Consider the following 23297-nt stretch of genomic DNA (forward strand, 5'->3'; position numbering starts at 1 on the left):
TCCCGATGTAGTCAAACTACACGAAAGCTCGGAGCTGTCCGATACTTAGGCCTGCGCTGCCGCTCGGGTAGCATTCTTGCCCCCGTCACCGGGGGTCGGCACTGATGAACACCCCAACCCGCCTCAGCTCCGCGCTGTCCGTCCCACGCAAGCTCAAGGCTGCCTCCGCGATGAAGAAGCCGCCCGCCCTGACACCTGAAGACAAGGCCCTGCGTGCGGCCTTCGAGGCCGCCTACGAGCGCGAGCTCTCCCAGTCCAGCCATGGCGCCACGCCCCAGGCTGCCCTGCACGCCGCGGCCCTCGCCTGCCGCGAGACGCTGGCCCGACGCTGGGCCGCCACGCAGGCGGCCGATGCCCGCCGCGGCGACCAGGCGCCCGTGCGTCGCGTGCATTACCTGTCGATGGAGTTCTTGATGGGGCGCGCGCTGTCCAACGCACTGGCCGCGCTGAAGCTGGCCGAGCCGCTGGAGGCGAAGCTGGCGCAACAGGGCCTGATGCTGGGCGATGTGCTGGAGCGCGAGCCCGACGCGGCGCTGGGCAACGGCGGCCTGGGGCGCCTGGCGGCCTGCTTCCTGGACAGCTTTGCCGAGTTGGAGCTGCCGTCCTTCGGCTACGGCCTGCGCTACCGCTACGGCATGTTCGCCCAGGCCATCCAGCAGGGCCGCCAGCTGGAGCAGCCCGACGACTGGATGCGCGACTCGCCTGCCTGGGAGCTGCCGCGCCACGACCTTCGCTACCAGGTGGGCTTTGGCGGCCGCGTGGAGATCGATGCCTCCGGCGTGCGACGCTGGCTGCCGGCAGACAGCGTCGAGGCCCAGGCCTTCGACTTCATCGTGCCGGCCCACCACGGCGAGCGCGTATCCACGCTGCGCCAGTGGAAGGCCATGGCGGCGCCCATCGAGTTCAAGCCCTTTTGCGACGGCGACTACGCCCGCGCGGCCCGCCATCAGGTACTGGCCGACGCGCTGAACTGGGTGCTCTATCCCGACGATTCCACCGAGCAGGGCCGCGAGCTGCGCCTCAAGCAGGAGGCCTTCCTCGTGAGCGCCTCCTTGCAGGACCTTATCGCTCGGCACCTGCGCGAGTTCGGTTCGCTGCACAACCTGGGCCGCACCAACGCCGTCCACCTCAATGACACCCACCCGGCGCTGGCACCGGCCGAGCTGATGCGGCTGCTGCTGGACGAGCACGGACTGGGCTGGGACGAGGCCTGGAAGATTACCCACCAGGCGGTGGCCTACACCAACCACACGCTGATGCCCGAGGCGCTGGAGACCTGGCCCGTGCGCATGTTCGAGCAGCTGCTGCCGCGCCATCTGGAGATCATCTACGAGATCAACCACCGCTTCCTCGAAACGCTCAAGGTCCGCTTTCCCGGCGACCACGGACTGGCCTCGCGCGTCTCGCTGATCGACGAGGGCGGCCACGGCCCGCATGGGCATGGCGAGCGGCGCGTGCGTATGGCTTCCCTGGCCCTCGTGGCCTCGCATCGCGTGAACGGCGTTGCCGCGCTGCACTCTGAGCTGATGGTGAAGACCATCTTTGCCGACTACGCCCGCATCTGGCCGGAGCGGTTTCACAACGTCACCAACGGCGTCACGCCGCGCCGCTGGCTGCAGCAGGCCAACCCGGCGCTTTGCACGCTGCTGGACGGCCGCATCGGCGACGGTTGGCGCACCGAGCTGGCCGAGCTGGCCGAGCTCAAGCCGCTGGCCGCCAACCGCGAGCTGGGCGAGGAGTTCCTGGCCGTCAAGCGCGCCAACAAAGAGCGCCTGGCCGCCGTCATCCGCCGCGAGTTGGGGATTTCGGTCAACGTCGACAGCCTGTTCGACATCCAGATCAAGCGCATCCACGAGTACAAGCGCCAGCTGCTCAACCTGCTGCACGTCGTCAGCCGCTACCAGGCCATCCGCGACAACCCCGGCGCCAACTGGGTGCCGCGCACCGTCATCATTGCCGGCAAGGCCGCGTCGGCCTACCAGGCGGCCAAGAGCATCGTGCGCCTGGCGCATGACGTGGCCCGCGTCGTCAACAGCGACCCGCGCGTGGGCGACAGGCTCAAGCTCGTGTTCCTGCCCAACTACGGCGTCTCGCTGGCCGAGAGCATCATCCCGGCGGCCGACCTGTCCGAGCAGATCTCCACGGCCGGCACCGAGGCCTCGGGCACCGGCAACATGAAGTTCGGCATGAACGGCGCGCTGACCATAGGTACCTGGGACGGCGCCAACATCGAGATGGCCGAGGCCATGGGCGTGGAGAACATGTTCGTGTTCGGGCTGCGTGCCGACGCCGTCGCCAAGATCAAGGAGCTGGGCTACGACCCACGGCTTTACGTCGAGGAGAATCGCCAGCTCAAGCGCGTCATCGACGCCATCTCGGCCGGTGTCTTCAGCAATGGCGACACGGAGCGCTATCGCAGCCTCGTCGACAGCCTGCTGCACCGTGACGTCTACCTGCTGATGGCCGATTTCGCCGACTACGTCGCCACCCAGGCCAAGGTCGATGCGCTGTTTGCCGACCGCACCGCCTGGGCCGAGCGCGCGCTGCGCAACATCGCAGGCATGGGCCCGTTCTCATCCGATCGCACGATCGCCGAGTACGTGGACCGTGTCTGGTCCGTCAAGTCCCTGAATTGATGCTGAACGACACCGACCTCGAAGCCCTGCTGGCCGGCCGCCATGCCGATCCCTTCTCCCGGCTGGGGCTGCATGCGGACGAGGCGGGCAAGCTCTGGGTACGCGCGCTGCTGCCAGGCGCGGCGGACGTGGCGCTGGTCGATGCCGGCAGCGGCAAGCGCATCGTCGAGCTCGTGCAGCGCCGCACCGGCTTCTTCGAGGCCCAGGTGCCGCGACGCAAGCATCGCTTCGACTACCGGCTGGCCGTCAGCTGGCTGGGGGGCGGGGAGGGCGTCTACGCCGATCCCTATGCCTTCTATCCACAACTGGCCGACGAGGACCTGAAGGCATTCGCCGAGGGCCGCAATCCCCGCCCCTGGCTGGGCCTGGGTGCGCATCTCGTTCGGCACGGTGATGTCAGCGGTGTGCGCTTCGCGACCTGGGCGCCCAATGCGCGGCGCGTCAGCGTCGTCGGCAGCTTCAACAACTGGGACGGGCGCCGCCATCCAATGCGGCTGCGCCATGCAGCCGGCGTGTGGGAGATCTTCGTGCCGCACGCGGGCGAGGGCGACCTGTACAAGTTCGAGATCGTCGGTGGCAATGGCGCGCTACTGCCGCTGAAGGCCGACCCCTATGCCCGCCGCGCCCAGCTGCGCCCGGAGACGGCCAGCATCGTCGCGCCGCTGCCTGAGCCGATGCCGCTGCCGCGACAGCGTGAGCGAGCCAACCAGCGCCATGCCGCCATCAGCGTCTACGAGGTGCATGCCGCGTCCTGGCGCCGCGGCGTGGCCGGCGACTTCCCGACCTGGGACGAGCTCGCCGAGCAGTTGCCCGCCTATGCGGCCGACATGGGCTTCACGCATGTGCAGCTCATGCCCGTCACCGAACATCCCTTCGACGGATCCTGGGGCTACCAGACGCTGGGCATGTACGCCCCCAGCGCCCGCTTCGGCCCGCCCGAAGGCCTCGCACGCTTCGTCAAGGCCTGCCATGACCAGGGCCTGGGCCTGCTGCTGGACTGGGTGCCGGCGCATTTCCCGATGGATGCGCACGGCCTGGCCGAGTTCGACGGCACCCATCTCTACGAGTACGCGGACCCCAAGGAGGGCCTGCACAGGGACTGGAACACGCTGATCTACAACTTCGGCCGCACCGAGGTGCGGGAGTTCCTGGTCGGCAGCGCGCTGTACTGGATCGAGCGCTGGGGCGTGGACGGGCTGCGCGTGGATGCCGTGGCCAGCATGCTCTACCGCGACTACTCGCGCCCCGAAGGCCAGTGGATCCCCAACATCCGCGGCGGCCGCGAGAACCTCGAGGCCATCTCCATGCTGCGCGAGATGAACGAGCATGTCGGCGAGATCGCGGGGGCCATCACCGTGGCCGAGGAAAGCACGAGCTTCCCCGGCGTGTCCTCGCCGACCTACGCCGGCGGCCTGGGTTTCCACTACAAGTGGAACATGGGCTGGATGAACGACACCTTGTGCTACATGGCCGAGGACCCGATCAACCGCCGCTGGCATCACGACAAGATGACCTTCGGACTGATCTACGCGTTCAGCGAGAACTTCATGCTGCCCATCTCTCACGATGAAGTGGTGCACGGCAAGGGCTCGATGCTCAGCAAGATGCCGGGCGACGACTGGCAGAAGTTCGCCAACCTGCGCGCCTACTACGGCTTCATGTGGGGCCACCCTGGCAAGAAGCTGCTCTTCATGGGGCAGGAGTTCGCCCAGCGCCAGGAGTGGAACCATGCCGAGGCGCTGCCGTGGGGACTGCTCGAGGACGACCGCCACGCCGGCGTGCAGCGCCTGGTGCGTGACCTCAACAAGCTCTACCGCGAACACACGGCGCTGCATCGGCTGGACTGCGAGAGCGGTGGCTTCGAGTGGATCAGCTCGCACGACGCGGAGCACTCCATCTACGCCTGGGTACGACGCGACGGCACCGGCCGCATGGTGCTGGTGGTCTGCAACATGACCCCGGTGCCGCGCGAGGGCTACTCGCTGGGCGTTCCGGATGGCGTCACGGCGTGGCGCGAGGCGCTCAACACCGACTCGGCCTACTACGGCGGCAGCAACATGGGCAACGGCGTCGCGGCTGCGGGCCTGCCAGTGCAGGCACAGCCGGCACATGGCCGGCGCCTGTCCATCACCATCAACCTGCCGCCGCTGGCCACGCTGTTCTTCGTGCCGATCTGAATGGGCCACCTGCCTGACCTGCAGCCCGGCTGGCACGAGCCGCTGGGGGCGCTTGCGCGCGACGGCGGCGTCAACTTCGCCGTGGCGAGCGACCACGCCACACGCATCGAGCTGTGCGTCTTCGACGCCGAAGGCCAGCGGGAGCTGCGTCGCTATCCGCTGAGCGGCCCGTTTGAAGGGGTCTTCCACGGCTTCCTGCCCGGTGTAGGCCCCGGCCTGGTCTACGGCCTGCGGGTCCACGGCCCCTATGCCCCGGAGCGGGGCCACCGCTTCAACCCGCACAAGCTGCTGCTGGATCCCTGGGCCCGCGAGATCGTGGGCCAGTTCGGCTGGCGCGCCGAGCACCACGGCTACGAGCTTGGGCATCCGGACGGCCCGCGGTCCTTCGACACGCGCGACAACGCCACGCAGGCGCTGAAGGCACGCGTCGCGCAGCCACCCGTTGCGCAGGAGCGAGTGCATCGCCCGCGCCGCGCCGCGGGCGAGGTCGTGCTCTACGAGGTCCATGTGAAGGGCTTTTCCCAGCAACTGCCCGGCGTGCCCGAGGACTTGCGCGGCACGTATGCGGGCCTGGCCCATCCGGTGTCGGTCGCGCACTTCAGGCGCCTGGGCGTGACGACGCTGTCCCTGCTGCCGGTGCAGTACTGCATCCCCGAGCCCCACCTCGCCGAGCGCGGCCTGCCCAACTACTGGGGCTACAACACGCTGGGCTTCTTCTGCCCGGACCCGCGCTGGGCGCACGCCTCGCACCGCCAAGATCCGACGGCCGTCGCGACCGAATTCCGTGCGATGGTGGCCGCGTTGCACGAAGCCGGCCTTGAGGTCGTGCTGGACGTCGTCTACAACCACACGCCCGAGGGCAACGAGTTCGGGCCGACGCTGTCCTGGCGCGGGCTGGACAACGCGACCTGGTACCGGCTGGTGGCCGAGGACCGCAGCCGCAACGAGAACCTGACCGGTTGCGGCAATACCGTCAATTGCGCCGCCCCTCGGGTGACGCAATTCGTGCTGGATTCGCTGCGCTACTGGGTGGCCGAGATGGGCGTGGACGGCTTTCGCTTCGACCTCGCTCCGGTACTTGGCCGCACCCACCAGGGGTACGACCCCGGCGCCGCCTTCTTCACCGCACTGCGGCAGGACCCGGTGCTGGCCGGCGTGCACCTGATCGCCGAACCCTGGGACGCCGCCTACGACGGCTACCAGTTGGGCCGCTTCCCAGGCCGCTTCCTCGAGTGGAACGACAAGTTCCGCGACACGGCGCGCGGCTACTGGCTGGGCGCTGGCCCCGGCGTCGGCCGCGGCGAGCTGGCGCGGCGCTTCATGGCCTCCAGCGACGTCTTCCACCACGGCCAGCGCCTGCCCACCGCGTCCGTCAACTTCATCGCCGTGCACGACGGTTTCACGCTGGCCGACCTGACCAGCTACTCCACCAAGCACAACCACGCCAACGGCGAGGACAACCGCGACGGCCGCGACGGCGAGCTGTGCGCGAACTTCGGCGCGGAAGGCCCGACGACGGATGCGGGCATCAACGCCACCCGCGAGCGCGTGCGCCGCGCGCTGCTGGCGACGCTGCTGCTCGCGCAGGGCACGCCCATGCTGTGCGCCGGCGACGAGATCGCCAACAGCCAGGGCGGCAACAACAACGCCTATTGCCAGGACAACCCGACCACCTGGCTGGACTGGACCGAAGCCGATGGCCGCATGACGGCGCTGGTCGGCGAGGCGCTGGCCCTGCGCGCCGCCGAGCCGCTGCTGCGCCATCCGCGCTGGTTCGCCAGCGGCCCGTCGGAGGCCAGCATCGCCTGGTACGCGCCCAGCGGCCACGAGATGGGCCCGCACGACTGGCACGACGCCGGCCAGCGCGCCTTCGGCGCGCAGCTGCGCGAGGCGAACGCGCCCCGGCCGCGGCTGATGATCGTCTTCAACCCGGACCCCGCGCCGCTGCCCTTCCTGCTCTGCAACGGCCCCTGGCGGCTGGTGCTGGACAGCAGTGGCGAGTCAGCCGCGCCTCTCATCCTTCCCGGCCAGCCGCTGAGCGTGCCGGCCCGCTCCCTGCTCGTCCTTCGGCACGCACCGACATGAACCTGAACCAACGCTCCTCCGGTGTGCTGCTGCACATCACCTCGCTGCCAGGCCCGCACGGCATGGGGGACTTCGGCCCTGACGCCTTGCGTTTCGTCGACTGGCTGCAGGCCGCCGGCCAATCGATCTGGCAGCTGCTGCCCACCACGCCCATCGGTCCCGGCGACAGCCCATACCAGGGCGTGTCGGCATTCGCCGGCAGCCCCTGGATGGTGGCGCTGGAGCCGCTGATCGCCAAAGGCTGGATGAAGGCGCCCCAGGTGCCGCAGTTCAGCGGCGAGCAGGTCGATTACGGCTGCGTCACGCCCTGGCGTGAGCAGCAGCTGCGCGCCGCCGCCACCGGTTTCCTGGCCCACGCCAGCGCGGCGGATCGCCAGGCCTTCACGGCCTGGTGCGAAGCCCAGCAGGACTGGCTGGACGACTACGCCCTCTTCATGGCGATCCGCTCGCCGCTCAATGGCCAGCCCTGGTGGACCTGGAGCGACGGCCTCAGGAAGCGCGAGCCCAAGGCCCTGGCCAAGGCGCGCACGGATTACGCCGGCGAGATCGCCTTCTGGCAATTCGTGCAGTGGCAGTTCGACCAGCAGGCCGGCGCGCTGAAGGCCTACGCCAATGCGCGCGGGGTGCAGCTGATGGGCGACCTGCCCATCTTCGTTGCCCATGACAGCGCCGACTGCTGGTCGCGCCCCGATCTCTACTCCCTCGACGAGGACTTCCAGACCACGGTGGTCGCTGGCGTGCCGCCCGACGACCTCGGCCCGCTGGGCCAGCGCTGGGGCAACCCGCTGTACCGCTGGGACAGGATGGCCGACGAGAACTATGCCTGGTGGACGGCCCGCATCCGGCGCGCACTGAGCCAGGCCGACGTCTTCCGCATCGACCACTTCCGCGGCTTCGCCGGTTACTACGAGATTCCCGCTGACAGCCCCGACGCCACGCGTGGCCGTTGGGTGACCGGCCCCGGCATGGCGCTGTTCAATGCCATCAAGGCGGCCCTGGGCGAACTGCCCATCGTGGCCGAGGACCTGGGCTTCATCACCGAAGACGTGCATGCGCTGCGCGACGGCTGCGGCTTCCCCGGCATGAAGATCCTGCAGTTCGCCTTCGGTGCGCAGGCCGACCACGAGTTCCTGCCCCACATGTGGCCCAGGGCTTCGGTGGCCTACACCGGCACCCATGACAACGACACCGTGCGTGGCTGGTGGAACCAGGCCAGGCCTCGCGAGCGCGCTTTCGCCGGCTCCTACCTCGCCTGCGGCGAGCACGACGTGCACTGGGCCATGATCCGCGCCTGTGCCAACTCGGTGGCCAACCTGGCCGTCTACCCGCTGCAGGACGTGCTGGGCCTGGGGTCGGAGCACCGCATGAACATCCCCGGCGTGCTGGGCGGCAACTGGGGCTGGCGCTTCCGCTGGGACTGGCTGGGTGCCGAGCCCACGCGGGTTCTGGGGCTGATTACGGCGGCGGCAGGGCGGGGGCCCTTCGGGCTGCTGAAGCTGCCGGACTGAGCTCTCCGCCCGCAGTCCTCGGTGATCTGCCTGGACGGCCTGCTTGGATGAACTGGTGCGCATACAGTCGGCGTCAAGTTCTACTGGGAGGCGGGACATGAGCTTGGCGAGGCCCCTGGCACTGGCACTGATGCTGTCTCTTGGGCCGATGGCCCAGGCCCAGCCGGCCAAGGTCTTCATCCCGTCGTACGAGAAGTACTTTCCCGCGCCTGAGATCCGGGCCGGTGACGTGCCCCGGCCGTGTGCCACGAAGGGAGGCCTGCGCGCAGCGTCGTCGGGCATGCCGGAGAACATCGGCCGCTACCGCTCGCTGCTGCGCTTCTGGGGCGACCTGCATTTCAAGTTCGCGGGTGGCTGCACCGATTTCGACTACGTCGTCTCGCGTTGGCAGGAAACCGTCCGAAACCCGGTGACCGGGGTGCTGGGGCCGGCGGACGTGAAGGCGATGGACGAATTCATCACCCGCGCCGAACCGCAGGTCCTGCAGGAGCGCGAGCGCTTCTACGCGCCGCTGAACGCGGAGGCGGGGGCCGCAAGGATGCTGGAGCAGGGCCTGGTGGCTGCGGCGCCCCAGTGGGCCATCGACCTGCTGCCGCCCGGCCCGGTCGACCAGCGCCAGCAGTGCCACCCCCGCATCGGCGCAGTCATGGGGCAGTTGCTGCAGGAGCGCCGGCGCATTGAGAGTTCACCCGAAGTGCAGCAGCTGCCGGTCGGCAACGCCCGCGTGCAGCGCATCCGCGAGCTGACCGAGCAGTTCCTGTCCGCCCAGCGCCAGGTGGATCCTCAGTGGGTTGCGCTGTGGGCCGAGCAGCCGCTGATGGTCGACTGGGCCGAGCGCTATGAATGCCGCGCCGAACTCCGCTTCCAGGTGGAGCTTTGGCAGCAGGCCCTGGGCGGGCGGCCTGACGCGATGGACCCCAGCCTCGTCGCCGACACCCGCCAGCGCATTGCCGCGGCCGTGGCCCGGCATGCCAGCGAGCAGGCGCAGGCGGACCAGGCCTGGGCCCGGGCTCAGCGGCAGTCGGGGGTGGGGCGCACGCTGGTGCTGGACAGGGTGGATGGTGGCACGCCGTTGAGCACGCTCGTGAGCCAGATGCCGACCGACCGTTGCCAGGCCGGCGCCGACGCGCTGCGCTGCGGGCCCCGCCCGAGCTGCGACGGCGAGCAGGGTGCCGTCGCCCAGGCGCAGGCGGACCGCCAGCACGAGCGCGACACTTCGCCCAGGCCGGCCATCGGCTTCAGCGCCGGCCGCCTCAGCCCGCAGGTGCAGACGCGCCTGCGCAGCAGCGAGCAGGCCCAGCGCCGCTGCCGCATGGACCTGGGCGCCGACTCCCAGGTCCTGCTGGCCGGCCAGCAGGTGCAGCAGCTCATGGTGCTGGCCCAGGCCGGCAGCCAGGGCGGCAGGGTGGCTTCGATGGAGCTCGTCGTGGCCGGCGACGTGCAGCGCGTGCGTCACCTGCTGAGCCAGCGTCTGGGGGAACCGCAGGCGCAGTCCGTGGTGGAGGACGCCGTCGTGCCCATGTTCGTGCCGGGTCGGACGGCCTACGTGCCGGGAGCGGGTACCGTCACGACACAGGGGCGGGTGGAGGTGGAGCCGGTCAAGCAGCGGTCCACGCAGTACGTATGGAGCCGGAAGTCGACCCTTGTCGAGGAGCACAAGGGTCGGCTGAAGTTCAGCTTCGGCGACCGGCCGTGAGCCAGTCGCGGCGAAGCCCTACAGGTGGAAGTGCCCGGCAGCTTCCGGCTGGTAGAGCAGCTTGCCGATGTGGACCCGGCAGGTCCGCTCGGGCACCCGCCAGTCGATGACGTCACCTTCCCGGTAGCCCAGGATCGCGGTACCGATGGGGGAGCAGACCGACAGCTTGCCGGCGCTGCCGTCGGCGTCGTGTGGGTAGACGAGCGTCACTTCCATGTCCTCGTCGTCTAGCCTCAGCCTGGCCCTGGAGTTCATCGTGACCACGTCGCGCGCCACCTGCTGCGGGGCGACGACGATGGCCCGTTCGACTTCGTGCGCCAGGTCGGCGGGACCTTGCTCGCGCGCGATCAGGCTGCGCAGCCGGATCCGGTCGATCTCGGTGATGTAGATGGTGGCCGGGTCCGTCGCCGGATCCTCGCGCAACAGGGGCAGGCAGAACTCCCGCGTGGCCGCGAACGTCTTCAGCGCGGGAGTCTCGCTCTGAAGCTGGAAGCCGCAGCGCTGAAAGGTCTTCAACGAACGCGTGTTCTCCGCGTGGATCTTGGCGATGACCCGCTCGGCGCGCATGTCGAAGAAGGCCAGCTTCATGCCCTCGCGAAGGGCGCTGGTGCCAAGGTGGCGGCCCCAGTTGGCACGGTCGCCGATGACGAGGACCATCTCGCAGTCCGGGCCGGTCTTGATGAGGCGGACAAAGCCCACCGGCACGTCATGCTGGTCGCAGGCCATGAAGAAGCGCCCGCCCTGATTGAACAGATGCGTCAGGATCGGCAACTGGACCCGGCCCACCATCTGCTCGATGAACCGCGAGACATGGCGCGAGTCGCTCAGGTAGCGGGTGACGTCCTCGTCCTCCAGCCAGTCCATCAGCGTGAACGCGTGGTCGCGGGTGATCTCGGGGCACAGCGATATGAAAGGCTTGTTCATCTTCACCACATCGGGTTGCAAGAATGAAAGCCTTCCATGACCACGATGGCGATGACGGTTCTTTCGGGAGCGCAGTCATTCTAGGCCGTGCGCACTGGAGCGTGGCCTGGCAGCACCTCGCGCTGCCGGCCTATTTACCCGATGCTCGGTGCTCGGGACGCCAGGCGCGAGGCCTCAGCGACCGATGTCCAGGATCAACGGCCGGCGCGCCGGCGCGCTCAGGCGCTCGCCCAGGACCAGCTCCTCGCCGCTGAGCACGTCGCGCGCCCGCGCACCGACGGCCACGCGTTCCGGGAACCGTGCGATGGGCAGCGCCACCGGCTTGTCCGTCTTGTTAAGCACCACCATGACCGTGCGCTGCGCGTCGTAGCGGAAGAACACGTAGACGCCGTCCAGTGGTGCGTACTGCATCAGCGCGCCGTCGTGGATGAGTCGCTCGCCCTTGCGCCACGTGAAGAGCCGCCGCACCCAGTCCTGCATGTCACGCTGCTGGGCCGTCAGGCCGGCTCCGGTGAAGGCGTCGACGGTGTCGCCGGGCCAGCCCCCGGGCATGTCGGCGCGCACCTTGCCGTCGTCGCGTTCCACGGGGCTTTCCATCAGGATCTCGCTGCCATAGAACAGCTGCGGGATGCGCCGCGTCGTGGCGAGATAGGCCAGTGCCAGCTTCGTGAGGCCCACGTCGCGCCTGAGCAGCGAAAACAGCCGCGGCGTGTCATGGTTGCCGTCGAAGAGCACCAGGTTGGACGGATCGGGATAGACGAAGTCGTGCGCCAGGCCCTCGTGCAGCCGGGTCAGTCCGGTGAAGGCGCCGTCGCCCTCGGTCAGCGCGGCGATCAGGCCCGAATTCATCGGGAAGTCCATCATGCTGGGCGTGGACGACACATAGCCGTCGTGGTTGCGCTTGCCGCGCTGCCAGTAGGCGACGACGGCCGGGTGCGGGCTCCATTCCTCGCCGACGATGTTCAGGTTCGGGTACTCCTGCATCACGCGGGCCGACCATCGGCTCAGAAAATCGCGGTCGGAGTAGGAGTAGGTATCGGTGCGAATCCCCGACAACCCGAAGCGCTCGATCCACCACAGCGTCATCTGCGTCAGATACGTCGCCAGCTCGGGCCGGCGCTGATTCAGGTCGGGCATGCCGGGCACAAACCAGCCATCGGTGAAGCGCAGACGGTCGCTGGGTGCTGCATAGGGGTCCTGCAGCGTCATGCGCGCGTGGTGGGTCTCCGTGTAGCCCTGCGGCCACTGGTTGACCCAGTCCGGCGCCGGCAGGTCTGCCATCCACCGGTGGCCGCTGCCGATGTGGTTGAGCACGATGTCCTGGATGACGCCCACGCCGCGGGCCCGGGCTTCGTCCACGAAGTCGCCGAAGTCGGCGTTGCTGCCGAAGCGCGGGTCGATCTTGTAGAAGTCGGTGGCCGCATAGCCGTGATAGCTGTATTTCTCGCTGTCGTTCGCGATCAGGGGCGTGGGCCAGACTTGCGTGAAGCCCAGGCCGGCGATGTAGTCCAGGTGGCGGCGCATGCCGGCCAGGTCCCCGCCGTGGCGGCCGTTGGGGTCGCTGCGGTCAAGGCCTTCCTTCATGCCGGCCCGGCCGAGGTCGGCGCCCTTGGCAAAGCGGTCGGGTACGACCAGGTAGATCGCGTCCCGCGGCCCGAAGCCCTGGCGTTCAGCGGAGCCGGGGGCACGGGCCAGCAGCGGGTAGCTCAGCGTCTGGCCACCCACGGTCAGCGCCAGCTCGCCCGGCCTGGTGCCGGGCGCGACATCGAGGTCGACGAACAGGTAGTTGGGGCTGGTCGCGCGATGGCTGGCCTTCAGCGTGACGCCGGGGTAGGGCGCCAGGCGGGGTGTCACGTCGGCGATGTCCGCGCCGTGGATCATCAGCTGCAGCGAGCTGTCGCGCATGCCGACCCACCAGTTGGGCGGCTCGATGCGGTGGGAAGGGGAGTTCGTCTCGGCGGCCATCGTGGGCAGGGTCATCAGCAGGGCAGTGGCAAGGGTGATCAGGGCTTTCATTGCGCGGCCAGTCGGTAGATGCGCAGGGACAGCGGTGGCAGCGTCGTGCGGCCCGGCGCTGCGGCGGTGTGCATCGGATGGAGCGCTCGCGCGCCGGCCGGCAACTCGATGGCGGCCGGTGTCTCGCCGTAGTTGATGGCGACAAGGACGCGCTCGTCGCCGTGCACGCGCTCGAAGCGCCACAACCGGCCGTCGACGCTGTCGGCCTCGTAGCGGCCCAGCGTCAACGCGGGCGAGGCGCGGCGCAGCGCGATCAGCTCGCGATAGAAGCTGAACAGCGAGTCCGGATCCCGCTGCTGGCTTGCAGCGTTGTGGCTGCTGCGGTTCGGCGACAGCGGGCGAAAGGGCCGGGCGCTCGTCGTGAACGCGTCCGGGGCGGGCGTGCCGGGCGTCCAGCTCATCGGCGAGCGCAGCGGGGCGTCGTCCTTGCCGTCCGTGCCGGCCTGGCCGATCTCCTCGCCGTAGTAGACGAAGGGCGTGCCCGGCAGCAGCAGATAGCTGGCGGCGGCCAGCCGGTATCGAGCCTCCCGGTCCTTGTCGTCTTGCAGTTGGTCCCAGACGCGCCGGCCGGTGAAGATGTCGTGGTTGTGCAGGAAGGTCGCCATCGTGGGCGACATGCCCCGGTAGTAGTCGGCCACGCGCTGCACCGCCTGGGGCTCTCCCTTGGCCGCCTTCATCAGCTCGTAGTTCTGGTTGAACGCGAAGGCGCCGCCGCACAGCTCGGGGTCGCCGTAGGCGATGGGCTCCGCCGTGGCCTCGCAGACGACATAGCGGCCGGGATAGCTCTTGATGAGGTCCCGGAAGCGCTTGGTCAGCACGCGGCTTTCGGGCTGGTCGTTCCAGTCCTTGGCGCTGTTCTCGATGAGGTGGGGCACGGCGTCCAGCCGGTAACCGTCCAGGCCGCGGTTCAGCCAAAAGCGCAGCGAGTCCTCGTGATAACGGACGACCTCGGGGTTGCGCAGGTTGAAGTCGGGCATGTTCGGCCCGAAGGTGCCGAAGAAGATATCGGGCGAGCCGGGCTTGACGGGCGGCAGGTCCTTCCATTCGCCGGCCCACGTCCACGGTTTCTGCGCGGCGTCGTACCAGGGATATTTGCCCCAGATGTCCCAGCCCGGGCCAGGTTCCGGATTCCAGACGAACCAGCTGCGCCAGGGGCTGGCCGCGTCGGCAACAGCCTGCTGGAAGGGCGGGAACTGCCAGGACGCGTGGTTGATCACGTAGTCCATGACGACGCCGATGCCTCGCTTGTGCGCTTCGCGGATCAGTTCGTCGAAGTCGGCCAGCGTGCCGTACTGCGGCTCGATGGCGCGGAAGTCTGTCGTCGCATAGCCATGGTCGTGGTCCGAGCTGGCGGTGATGGGCATCAGCCACAGGCCGCTGATGCCGAGCTTGTGCAGGTAGTCCAGCCGCCGGGTCAGTCCACGCAGGTCGCCGATGCCGTCGCCGTCGCTGTCCTGGTAGCCGCGCACGAAGATCTCCATGAAGACGCCGTGCTGCCAGTCGGGCGGCAGCGTGCTTGCGCGGGGCTGGGCGGGGACCGGACGGACGTCGATCCGGGACTGCGCCTGCGCGAGGCCGGCGACGAGGGGCGCGATGAGGAGGGCTAGGACGGGCAGCACTTGCTTGGGCATGGCGTTCGGCGCATGAAAATACTGCTCTGCAGGTGATTGTGTAATCAAACTACTTTGCAGCGCGCGGCGGAGCATATCGATTTCCCCGGTAGTGCCGCCATGGGGATTTCTATGAATGTAGTTTTGCTACTATTTACAAACAACAAAGGAGACCTTGATGCCTTCACGTCGCCTGCTGCCGATGCTGCTGGGTCTGGCGCTGGTCGCCCATGCCGCATCCGCGGCCGATCTCGACGACTGCAATGCCGAGGTGCCCGAGCCGGCCGCCGCAGCGAGGCCGGCCGCCGAGGCCTACTGGCTGGACGGGCGCCATTTGCAGTGGCCGGGGCTGAAGCTGCAGCCCGGCGAGCGGGTCCGGTTGCATCACGCGGCGGCGGCCGGCCTGCGCGCCGTCGTGGGCGAGGTGGTCACGGGGAGCGATGGCGCCGTGGCGCTGCGACCCAGTGCGGCCCCGCTGCCGGAGGGCTTTCGCTTCATTGGCGAAGGGCTGCGCCTCGCGGTCGCGGGAGGTGCGCCGGTCGCGGCACTGCTGCGCGAGCAGTTGCTGCTCGTGCACGAGACGGCGGATGGCCGCGTGATCGCGTCCACGGGGGTGCAGATCGCCGGCGCCCTGGATGACCTCTACGCTGCAGCCGAACGGGTGGACGACCTGGGAGCCCGTCCGGGCCGGGGCGCGACCCGCTTTGCCGTCTGGGCGCCGACGGCCAGGCGCGTGCTGCTGTGCCGCCATGCCGTCCCGGGCGCACCCGCCGTCGCCGCCGAAGCCATGCGCTTGGATGCTGCCACCGGCGTCTGGCGCGCCGAGCTCGAGGGCGACCTGAGCGGCCAGGCCTATCGCTTTCTGGTCGACGTCGTCGCCCCTGCCCACGGCCTGGTGCGCAACCTCGTCACCGACCCCTACTCCGTCGCGCTGACGGCCGACTCGCGGCTCAGCATCGTGGCCGACCTGGCCTCGCCGGCGCTCAAGCCGCGTGGCTGGGATGCCGCGCCGCGCCCGCGGCGCATGAAGGCCGCGACCGACCAGGTCATCTACGAGCTGCACGTGCGCGACTTCTCCATCAACGACGCGAGCGTGCGCCCGGCCTGGCGTGGCAAGTACCTGGCCTTCACGGAGCCCGCTTCCCGGGGCATGCAGCACCTGAAGGCACTCGCCGAGGCAGGCCTCACCGATGTGCACCTGCTGCCCGTCTTCGACCTCGCCAGCGTGCCCGAGCGCGGCTGCAGGACGCCCGCGATACCGGACGCGCCCGCCGATGGCGAAGCCCAGCAGGCCGCCGTCATGGCCCAGGCGGCGGGCGACTGCTTCAACTGGGGCTACGACCCCTGGCACTTCAACGCTCCCGAGGGCAGCTACGCAACCGACCCGCTGCGGCGCGTCATCGAGTTCCGCCAGATGGTGATGGCCCTGCACCGGGCCGGCCTGCGCGTGGGCATGGACATGGTCTACAACCACATGGCCGCCGCCGGCCAGGCCCGCAAGTCGGTGCTGGACCGCCTCGTGCCGGGCTACTACCACCGCCTCGACGCCCGCGGCGAGATCGAGCGGTCGACCTGCTGCGACAACACCGCCACCGAGCACCGCATGATGGCCAAGCTGATGATCGACTCGGCGGCGCTATGGGTGCGCGAGTACCGCGTCGACTCCATGCGCTTCGACCTGATGGGCCACCAGCCCCGCGCGGCCATGGAGCGGCTGCAGGCCCGCGTGGACGCCGAGGCTGGCCGGCCGGTGCAGTTGCTGGGCGAGGGCTGGAACTTCGGCGAGGTGGCCCACGGGGCGCGTTTCCTGCAGGCTTCGCAGCTGAGCCTGAACGGCAGTGGCATAGCCAGCTTCAGTGACCGTGCCCGCGATGCGGCCCGCGGCGGTTCGGCGGGTGAGGGCGGGGACGACAGCGTGCGCCGCCAGGGCTGGCTCAACGGCCTCGTCTACGCGCCCAACGCACTGGCCGCGGCGCGACCCGAGGAGCTGCTGGAGGCGGCCGACATGATCCGCGTGGGCCTGGCCGGCTCGCTGCGCAGCTTTGAGCTGACGACATGGCGCGGCGAGAGGAAGCGTCTCGATGCCATCGCCTACGGCGACCAGCCCGCCGGCTTCGCGTCCGAGCCGGGCGAAGTCGTCAACTACGTTGAAAACCACGACAACCAGACGTTGTTCGACGTCAACGCGCTCAAGCTGCCGCTGGACACGTCGCGCGAGGACCGCGCCCGCGTGCAGATGCTCGGCGCCGCGCTGGTCGCCTTCAGCCAGGGCGTGGCCTACTTCCACGCCGGCCAGGACATCTTGCGCAGCAAGAGCATGGACCGCAACAGCTACGACAGTGGCGACTGGTTCAACCGGCTGGACTGGAGTTACCGGACCAACCATTTCGGCACCGGCCTGCCGCCCAGGCAGGACAACTACGGCCGCGATGGCCGCGACTGGGCGCTGGCCCGTGAACGCCTGGCCGACCCGTCCATTGCGCCCGGCCCCGCCGAGATCGCATGGGCGCGCGACGTCTTCCGCGACCTGCTTGCGATCCGCGCCGGCACGCCGCTGCTGCGTCTTTCGAGCGCCGCCGAGATCCGCAAGCGCGTGAGCTTCCCTGGCAGCGGCGCCAGCCAGAACCCGGTGCTCGTCGCCACGCGCGTTGACGGCCGCGGCCTGGGCGGTCACCGGGCAGTGCTGGCCTTCATCAACGTCGCGCCGACGCCCCAGGTGCTGGAACTTCCCGCCGAGGCCAAAGCGCGCTGGGTACTGCATCCGGTGCAACGCCGTGGGGCGGACGCGCGGGTGCGAGACGAGGCCCGTTTCAGGGGCGGCCGCTTCGAGGTGCCGGCCCGCAGCGCGGCCGTGTTCGTGCTGGACTGAGCACCCCGCGAAAGCGTGCGGGGTGACTCAAGACAGGAGCCCGGGGCAGGACTAAGCTTGTGGCAGGAGACTGCCATGAGAACCAACATCCATGCTCTGGTCATTGCGCTGGCGCTTCTGGGCGCGGGAGCCGGCCTGACGGGTTGCGCCCTCGAGCCCAAGGAGCCGCGCCCCTCCACCGACGTCTTCGTCGACACGGCCTTCCGGCCGCCGAGTGTTCGCATCGACGCGCAGGAGGCGCTGGCGATCAGCCCGGCCATGCAGCGCTTTGCCGAGACGGAGATGGCCAGCGAGATCCGCCTCAAGGGCCTGCGCGACGGCCTCATCGATGCCCTCTACACGAGGGGGCGGCTGCAGCTCGACTACGACGCCGAGACCACCCGCACCGCCGCCGAGGCCTTCGACGCCAAGCGCGGCAACTGCATGTCGCTGGTGCTGATGACGGCCGCATTCGCCCGCCACCTCGGCATGCCGGTGCGCTTCAACAGCGTCTATCTGGAGGAAAGCTGGACGCGCGCCAACGGCATCTTCTTCGTCGCGGGCCACGTCAACATCAGCCTGGCGCGCCCGCTGAGCACGCAGTCCCGTGTCGTTTACGGCGACCCTGAGCTGCTGACCATCGACTTCCTGCCGCCCGAGCAGGTGCGCCACAACCGCAGCCGCGTCATCGACGAGTCCACCATCCTCGCGATGTTCCTCAACAACAAGGCCGCGGAGGCGCTGACGGTGGGACAGATCGACGACGCCTACTGGTGGGCCCGCGCGGCGGTGCTGACCGATTCGCGCTGGCTGTCGGCCTACAACACGCTGGCCGTGCTCTACCGCCGCAAGGGCCTGCTCGACCGCGCCGAGTCCACGCTGCGCGTGGTGCTGGAGCGCGAACCGGCCAACACGCAGGCCATGTCCAACCTCATCCTGGTGCTGGCGGACGCGGGCCGGCGCGAGGAGGCCCAGGCCTACGCCAACCAGCTGGCGCAGCTCCAGCCCGTGCCGCCCTACAAGTTCTTCGACGAGGGCGTGGCGGCCATGCGGGCCGGCGAGTTCGCCGCTGCCCGGCAGCTGTTCCGCAAGGAGGTGGCGCGCGCTGCCTACGTGCCCGAGTTCCATTTCTGGCTGGGCCTGGCCAACTACGGATTGGGTGACGTGGCCGGCGCACGCGGCGAGCTTGCCAAGGCGATGGAGAACAGCGCCACGGTCAAGGACCGCGAGCTCTACGGCGCCAAGCTGGCCTGGCTCAACGAGCTGCGCGAGCAGCAGCGCCAGCGAGCGCCACTGCGCGGGGCGGCGGGGTCCTGAAGCCGCGCTAGAGCGGCGCGAGCCCGTGGCGGGCCCGGGCTCGGGCGCAGGCATCGTCGCCCAGGCCCATGGGTGCGCGTTCACCGAACTCGCGGCAGGGCGAGGGGCGCCATTCGTGGATGCCGCAGGCGGCCTTCACGCCCACCTGGCCTTGCAAGGCCGCGCAGCGTGGCTGTGCGTGATCAGTGCCGCGCATGCGCACGAGCCGGCCGGTCAACTCCACCACCAGCCCGTCGGGCACGCGGCCGCCCTCGCTATCGAGCTCGCTGCGGTCGAAATCGACCCGGAAACTCGCGCAGCAGGCGCCGCAGCTCAGGCAGGGGTTGGACATTCAGCCCAGCATGCCGGACTCGAAGCCGTGGGCCGGCAGGTCCACGCGCGGCGCGGGCGTCCAGCCGGGCTTGCGGTGCTCGGCGACGACGTTGGTGTAGATGCCACCGCGCACGTACCACTTGGCCGTGATGCGGATGAAGCGCGGGTCGGTGACCTTGACGATGTCGTCCAGGATCTTGTTGGTGACCTTCTCGTGGAAGGCGCCCTCGTTGCGGTAGCTCCAGAAGTACATCTTCAGGCTCTTGAGCTCCACGCAGAGCTCGTCCGCGATCATGTCGATCGTGAAGTGGGCAAAGTCGGGCTGCCCCGTCAGCGGGCAGTGGCAGGTGAACTCCGGGACCTGGAACTGGATGACGTAGTCGCGTTCCGGATTGGGGTTGGGGAAGACCAGGATCTCCTTGCTCGGCTTGCTCGGCGGGTTCTTGGGCACCTCGCGCATCTTGGGCTTCTTCTTCGGGGCGGGGGCGGCGGACTTCTTGGTGGCCATGGTGAGTGTTCGCAACTGGGCTTTCTGAGAGGGGCGAATGCTATCATCCGACCCCGCCAAAGCGCCCCTGAAAGGCGCTTTTCTTTAGCCAAATCAACGGCTTACGCGCCTCCTTCATGCGGCTGAATTCGATCAAGCTCGCCGGCTTCAAGTCCTTCGCCGAACCCACGACCTTCCAGCTGCCCGGCCAGCTCGTGGGAGTCGTCGGGCCCAACGGCTGCGGCAAGTCCAACATCATGGACGCGGTGCGCTGGGTGCTGGGCGAGAGCAAGGCCAGCGAGTTGCGCGGCGAGTCCATGCAGGACGTCATCTTCAACGGCTCCGGCAACCGCAAGCCGGCCGGACGCTCCAGTGTGGAGCTGGTGTTCGACAACAGTTCAGCGCGCGCCGGCGGGCCCTGGAACCAGTTCAGCGAGATCGCGGTGAAGCGCGTGCTGACGCGCGACGGCACCAGCTCCTACTTCATCAACAATCAGCCGGTTCGCCGCCGTGACGTGCAGGACGTCTTCCTCGGCACCGGTCTGGGTCCGCGCGCCTACGCCATCATCGGCCAGGGCACCATCTCCCGGATCATCGAGAGCAAGCCCGAGGAGTTGCGCCTGTTCCTGGAAGAGGCGGCCGGGGTGTCCAAGTACAAGGAACGCCGCCGCGAGACCGAGAACCGGCTCAAGGACACGCGCGAGAACCTGACCCGCGTCGACGACATCCTGCGCGAGCTCAACACCAACCTGGAGAAGCTCGAGCGCCAGGCCGAGGTCGCGGCCAGCTACCGGCAACTGCAGGACGCCGGCACGCTGAAGCTGCACCAGCTGTGGTTCCTCAAGCTGCGCGACGCCGGCAACGAGGCGACGCGGGTGAAGGCGGCGCATGCCGAAGCGCTGAATGCGCTGGAGTCGCGCACCGCCGAGTTGCGCGCCGTCGAGGCCGAGCTGGAAGAGGTGCGCCAGCAGCATTACGCCGCGGGCGACGAGCTGCATGCGTCGCAAGGCCGCTATGCCGAGGCCCAACTCGAGGTCAGTCGGCTGGAGGAGCGCATCCGCTTCGTCGTCGAGAGCCGCAACCGCGCCCAGCAGCGGCTGGCTGAGCTGCACGCCCAGGACGGTCAGTGGCGCGAGCGCATCGAACAAGCCAAGGCCGAGCTGGAGGGCATTGCCGAGCAGATCGCCGGAGCCGACGAGCAAAGCGAAATCCTCGCCGCGCAGGCCGAGGAACAGCAGGCCCAGTTGCCGCAGAGCGAGGACGCGCTGCGAGCCGCGCAGGCGCGCGCCAACGAGCAGCGCACGCTGGTGGCCCAGGTGCAGCAGCAGATCCAGGTGCTGGCCGCCGAGAGCCGCAGCGTGGACGAACAGGCCCGCGCGCTGCGCCAGCGCGAGGACAGGCTGACTGCCGAGTCCCGCGCCCTTGGCGCACCCGATCATGAGGCGCTGGAACAGCTGCGCGAACGCGCCGCCGCGGCCGACGAGGCACGCGAGCTGTCCGAGGCCCGGCTGCACGAGCTGGCCGAGCAACTGCCCCAGCTGGAAGAGCAGCGCCGCAATGCCCAGCAGGACGCCAACGCCCAACTGGCGCGCCAGTCCGAGCTGACGGCTCGCCTGGAGGCCCTGAAGGCGCTGCAGGAGAAGGTGCAGACCGAGGGCAAGCTCAAGCCGTGGCTGGCCAAGCACGGCCTGGACGGGCTGCAAGGCCTTTGGACCAAGCTGCACATCAGCCAAGGCTGGGAGAACGCCCTGGAGGCCGCGCTGCGCGAGCGCATGGGCGCGCTCAGCGTGGGCAGGCTGGACATGGTGCGCGCCTTCGAGGTCGACGCGCCGCCGGCCCGCCTGGCCTTCTATTCGACCCCGTCGGGCAGCATCTCCAACACGCACGAGACGTTGCCCAAGCTGACTTCGCTGCTGAAGCTGGACGATGCCGGCCTGGTCGCGCTGCTCAACGACTGGCTGGAGGGCGTCTACACGGCGCCCGACCTGGACGCTGCACTCGCCGCGCGTGGCAAGCTGACGCACGGCGAATTGATCCTGACGCCACAGGGCCATGCCGTTGGCCAGTTCTCGGTGGCCTTCTACGCGCCCGACTCGGAGCAGGCCGGCCTGCTGGCGCGGGCCCAGGAGATCGAGCAGCTGACGACGGCGCAGCGCGCCCAGAACCTCATCGCCGACGAGGCCCGCCTGCTGCTGGGCCGCGTGGAGCACCAGTTCAACGACGCCAACGGCCGCCTGGCCACGCTTCGCCGAGAGGCGAGCGAGGCACAGACGCGGGCTCACCAGATCCATGTCGAGTTGCTGCGCCTGACGCAGCAGGCCGAGGCCAGCCAGCAGCGCCGCAGCGCGCTGGACGCCGAGCTGGCCGAGATCGGCGCCCAGCAGGAGGCCCTGCAGGAACGCCGCGCCGTCGGTGAAGCCCGCTTCGAGGAGCTCGACATCCAGCTGGGTGACGCCCAGCAGCGCCATGCCGAGCTGGACGACGGTGTCATCGCCGCCGAACGCAAGTTGGCCGATGCGCGCGAGCAGCTGCGCACCTTGGAGCGCCGCTCGCAGGAGGCCCGCTTCGCGACCCAGACGCTGGCCGCCCGCCGAGGCGAGCTGCAGCGCGGCATCGAGACGGCCGACGCGCAGATCGCGACCGTCGCCACCTCAGCCGCCAGCCTGCAGGCCGAGCTGGACACGCTCAACGACGCGGCCGCCCAGGCCGGCTTGCAGGACGCGCTGGCCGTCAAGCTCGAGCGCGAGCAGGCGCTGGCCGCGGTGCGCTCGGGCTATGACGATCTCTCGTTGCGCTTGCGCAAGGCCGACGAGCAGCGCATGACCTTCGAGCGCAGCCTGGACCCGCTGCGCGAAGCCATCACCAAGCTGCAGCTGGAGGAGCAGGCCGCGCAGCTGGGCGGCGCCCAGTACCGGGAGCAGCTCGAGGCTGCCGAGGTTGACCAGGAGGCACTGGCCAAGTCTGTCGAGGACGGCGGCGTGAAGCTCTACGGACTGCAGGGCGAGATCGACCGCATCAACCGCGAGATCGCGGCGCTGGGCGCCGTCAACCTTGCGGCGCTGGACGAGCTGACGGCGGCGCGCGAGCGCAAGACCTTCCTGGATTCGCAGTGCACGGACCTGAATGCCGCCATCCAGACGCTGGAGGACGCGATCCACAAGATCGACCTCGAGACGCGCGACCTGCTGGGCTCGACCTTCAATCAGGTCAACGACCATTTCGGCCGCATGTTCCCCGAGCTGTTCGGTGGCGGCCAGGCCAAGCTGGTCATGACGGGCGACGAGATCCTGGACGCCGGCGTGCAAGTCCTGGCCCAGCCGCCGGGCAAGAAGAACAGCACCATCCACCTGCTGTCGGGCGGCGAGAAGGCGCTGACGGCAATCGCGCTGGTGTTCGCGATCTTCCAGCTCAATCCCGCGCCGTTCTGCCTGCTGGACGAGGTGGACGCGCCGCTGGACGATGCAAATACCGAACGCTACGCACGGCTGGTGACCAAGATGAGCGCCGGCACGCAATTCCTCTTCATCTCGCACAACAAGATCGCGATGGAAATGGCAGAACAACTGATTGGCGTGACCATGCAGGAGCAGGGCGTGTCGCGCATCGTCGCGGTCGACATGGACAAGGCCCTGGCGATGGCGGAGGCATGACCATGAACCCCACGCCCGCTTCGATCATTGC

13 protein-coding genes are annotated in these 23297 nt (G+C 69.2%); 8 read left to right on the forward strand and 5 right to left on the reverse strand.

The features are described from left to right. Positions 1-104 precede the first annotated feature (104 nt). The 5 genes from QM732_RS08135 to QM732_RS08155 all read left to right on the forward strand — a co-directional run bounded on the left by QM732_RS08135 (position 105) and on the right by QM732_RS08155 (position 10102). Positions 105-2636, forward strand: a complete 2532-nt coding sequence (locus tag QM732_RS08135; RefSeq protein ID WP_415655666.1) for a glycogen/starch/alpha-glucan phosphorylase — start codon at positions 105-107, stop codon at positions 2634-2636. Beyond that, positions 2636-4813 (forward strand): 1,4-alpha-glucan branching protein GlgB, encoded by a 2178-nt coding sequence (gene glgB, locus QM732_RS08140; protein WP_415655667.1) that lies wholly within the window; start codon positions 2636-2638, stop codon positions 4811-4813. The genes QM732_RS08135 and glgB overlap by 1 nt, the downstream gene beginning before the upstream one ends. Continuing rightward, on the forward strand, positions 4814-6898 hold the full coding sequence (gene glgX, locus QM732_RS08145) for a glycogen debranching protein GlgX (RefSeq protein WP_415655668.1): 2085 nt from the start codon (positions 4814-4816) through the stop codon (positions 6896-6898). It begins immediately after the preceding gene. Then, positions 6895-8406: a 4-alpha-glucanotransferase gene (gene malQ / locus QM732_RS08150; protein WP_415655669.1), complete on the forward strand. Its 1512-nt coding sequence runs from the start codon at positions 6895-6897 to the stop codon at positions 8404-8406. Before glgX ends, malQ begins: the two co-directional genes overlap by 4 nt. 97 nt (positions 8407-8503) lie before the next feature. Further along, on the forward strand, positions 8504-10102 hold the full coding sequence (locus QM732_RS08155; RefSeq protein WP_415655670.1) for a hypothetical protein: 1599 nt from the start codon (positions 8504-8506) through the stop codon (positions 10100-10102). Between the two features lie 18 nt (positions 10103-10120). Here the strand turns inward: QM732_RS08155 and QM732_RS08160 are convergent, their stop codons facing one another. The 3 genes from QM732_RS08160 to QM732_RS08170 all read right to left on the reverse strand — a co-directional run bounded on the left by QM732_RS08160 (position 10121) and on the right by QM732_RS08170 (position 14673). Continuing rightward, positions 10121-11026: a GNAT family N-acetyltransferase gene (locus QM732_RS08160; protein WP_415655671.1), complete on the reverse strand. Its 906-nt coding sequence runs from the start codon at positions 11024-11026 to the stop codon at positions 10121-10123. Between the two features lie 174 nt (positions 11027-11200). After that, positions 11201-13042 carry a glycoside hydrolase family 13 protein gene (locus tag QM732_RS08165; protein ID WP_415655672.1) on the reverse strand — a complete coding sequence of 614 codons (1842 nt, stop codon included), beginning with the start codon at positions 13040-13042 and terminating at the stop codon, positions 11201-11203. Further along, on the reverse strand, positions 13039-14673 hold the full coding sequence (locus QM732_RS08170; RefSeq protein ID WP_415655673.1) for an alpha-amylase family glycosyl hydrolase: 1635 nt from the start codon (positions 14671-14673) through the stop codon (positions 13039-13041). The genes QM732_RS08165 and QM732_RS08170 overlap by 4 nt, the downstream gene beginning before the upstream one ends. A 157-nt stretch (positions 14674-14830) precedes the next feature. Between QM732_RS08170 and QM732_RS08175 the strand changes: the two genes are divergently transcribed. Further along, positions 14831-17521: an alpha-1,6-glucosidase domain-containing protein gene (locus QM732_RS08175; protein ID WP_415655674.1), complete on the forward strand. Its 2691-nt coding sequence runs from the start codon at positions 14831-14833 to the stop codon at positions 17519-17521. Positions 17522-17596: 75 nt separating this feature from the next. Further along, positions 17597-18817 (forward strand): tetratricopeptide repeat protein, encoded by a 1221-nt coding sequence (locus tag QM732_RS08180; protein WP_415655675.1) that lies wholly within the window; start codon positions 17597-17599, stop codon positions 18815-18817. A gap of 7 nt (positions 18818-18824) precedes the next feature. Here the strand turns inward: QM732_RS08180 and QM732_RS08185 are convergent, their stop codons facing one another. Both QM732_RS08185 and queF read right to left on the reverse strand, forming a co-directional pair. Continuing rightward, the gene (locus QM732_RS08185; protein ID WP_415655676.1) at positions 18825-19148 is read right to left on the reverse strand and encodes a YkgJ family cysteine cluster protein; all 324 of its coding nucleotides are present in this window, start codon (positions 19146-19148) and stop codon (positions 18825-18827) included. Beyond that, positions 19149-19589, reverse strand: coding sequence for a preQ(1) synthase (gene queF / locus QM732_RS08190; RefSeq protein ID WP_415659353.1), 441 nt, complete (start codon positions 19587-19589; stop codon positions 19149-19151). It abuts the gene before it with no gap. A 164-nt stretch (positions 19590-19753) separates the two neighbouring features. On the opposite strand from queF, the gene smc reads away from it, so the two are divergent. Continuing rightward, entirely contained in the window at positions 19754-23266 is a 3513-nt protein-coding gene (gene smc / locus QM732_RS08195) for a chromosome segregation protein SMC (RefSeq protein ID WP_415655677.1), read from the forward strand. Positions 23267-23297 lie beyond the last annotated feature (31 nt).

The organism is Roseateles sp., assembly GCF_047654805.1.
Lineage (GTDB): Bacteria > Pseudomonadota > Gammaproteobacteria > Burkholderiales > Burkholderiaceae_C > Pelomonas.

Coding starts and splice junctions, on each gene's coding strand:
- QM732_RS08135 (WP_415655666.1), top strand. CDS start 105: ATGAACACCCCAACCCGCCTCAGCTCCGCGCTGTCCGTCCCACGCAAG.
- glgB (WP_415655667.1), top strand. CDS start 2,636: ATGCTGAACGACACCGACCTCGAAGCCCTGCTGGCCGGCCGCCATGCC.
- glgX (WP_415655668.1), top strand. CDS start 4,814: ATGGGCCACCTGCCTGACCTGCAGCCCGGCTGGCACGAGCCGCTGGGG.
- malQ (WP_415655669.1), top strand. CDS start 6,895: ATGAACCTGAACCAACGCTCCTCCGGTGTGCTGCTGCACATCACCTCG.
- QM732_RS08155 (WP_415655670.1), top strand. CDS start 8,504: ATGAGCTTGGCGAGGCCCCTGGCACTGGCACTGATGCTGTCTCTTGGG.
- QM732_RS08160 (WP_415655671.1), bottom strand. CDS start 11,026: ATGAACAAGCCTTTCATATCGCTGTGCCCCGAGATCACCCGCGACCAC.
- QM732_RS08165 (WP_415655672.1), bottom strand. CDS start 13,042: ATGAAAGCCCTGATCACCCTTGCCACTGCCCTGCTGATGACCCTGCCC.
- QM732_RS08170 (WP_415655673.1), bottom strand. CDS start 14,673: ATGCCCAAGCAAGTGCTGCCCGTCCTAGCCCTCCTCATCGCGCCCCTC.
- QM732_RS08175 (WP_415655674.1), top strand. CDS start 14,831: ATGCCTTCACGTCGCCTGCTGCCGATGCTGCTGGGTCTGGCGCTGGTC.
- QM732_RS08180 (WP_415655675.1), top strand. CDS start 17,597: ATGAGAACCAACATCCATGCTCTGGTCATTGCGCTGGCGCTTCTGGGC.
- QM732_RS08185 (WP_415655676.1), bottom strand. CDS start 19,148: ATGTCCAACCCCTGCCTGAGCTGCGGCGCCTGCTGCGCGAGTTTCCGG.
- queF (WP_415659353.1), bottom strand. CDS start 19,589: ATGCGCGAGGTGCCCAAGAACCCGCCGAGCAAGCCGAGCAAGGAGATC.
- smc (WP_415655677.1), top strand. CDS start 19,754: ATGCGGCTGAATTCGATCAAGCTCGCCGGCTTCAAGTCCTTCGCCGAA.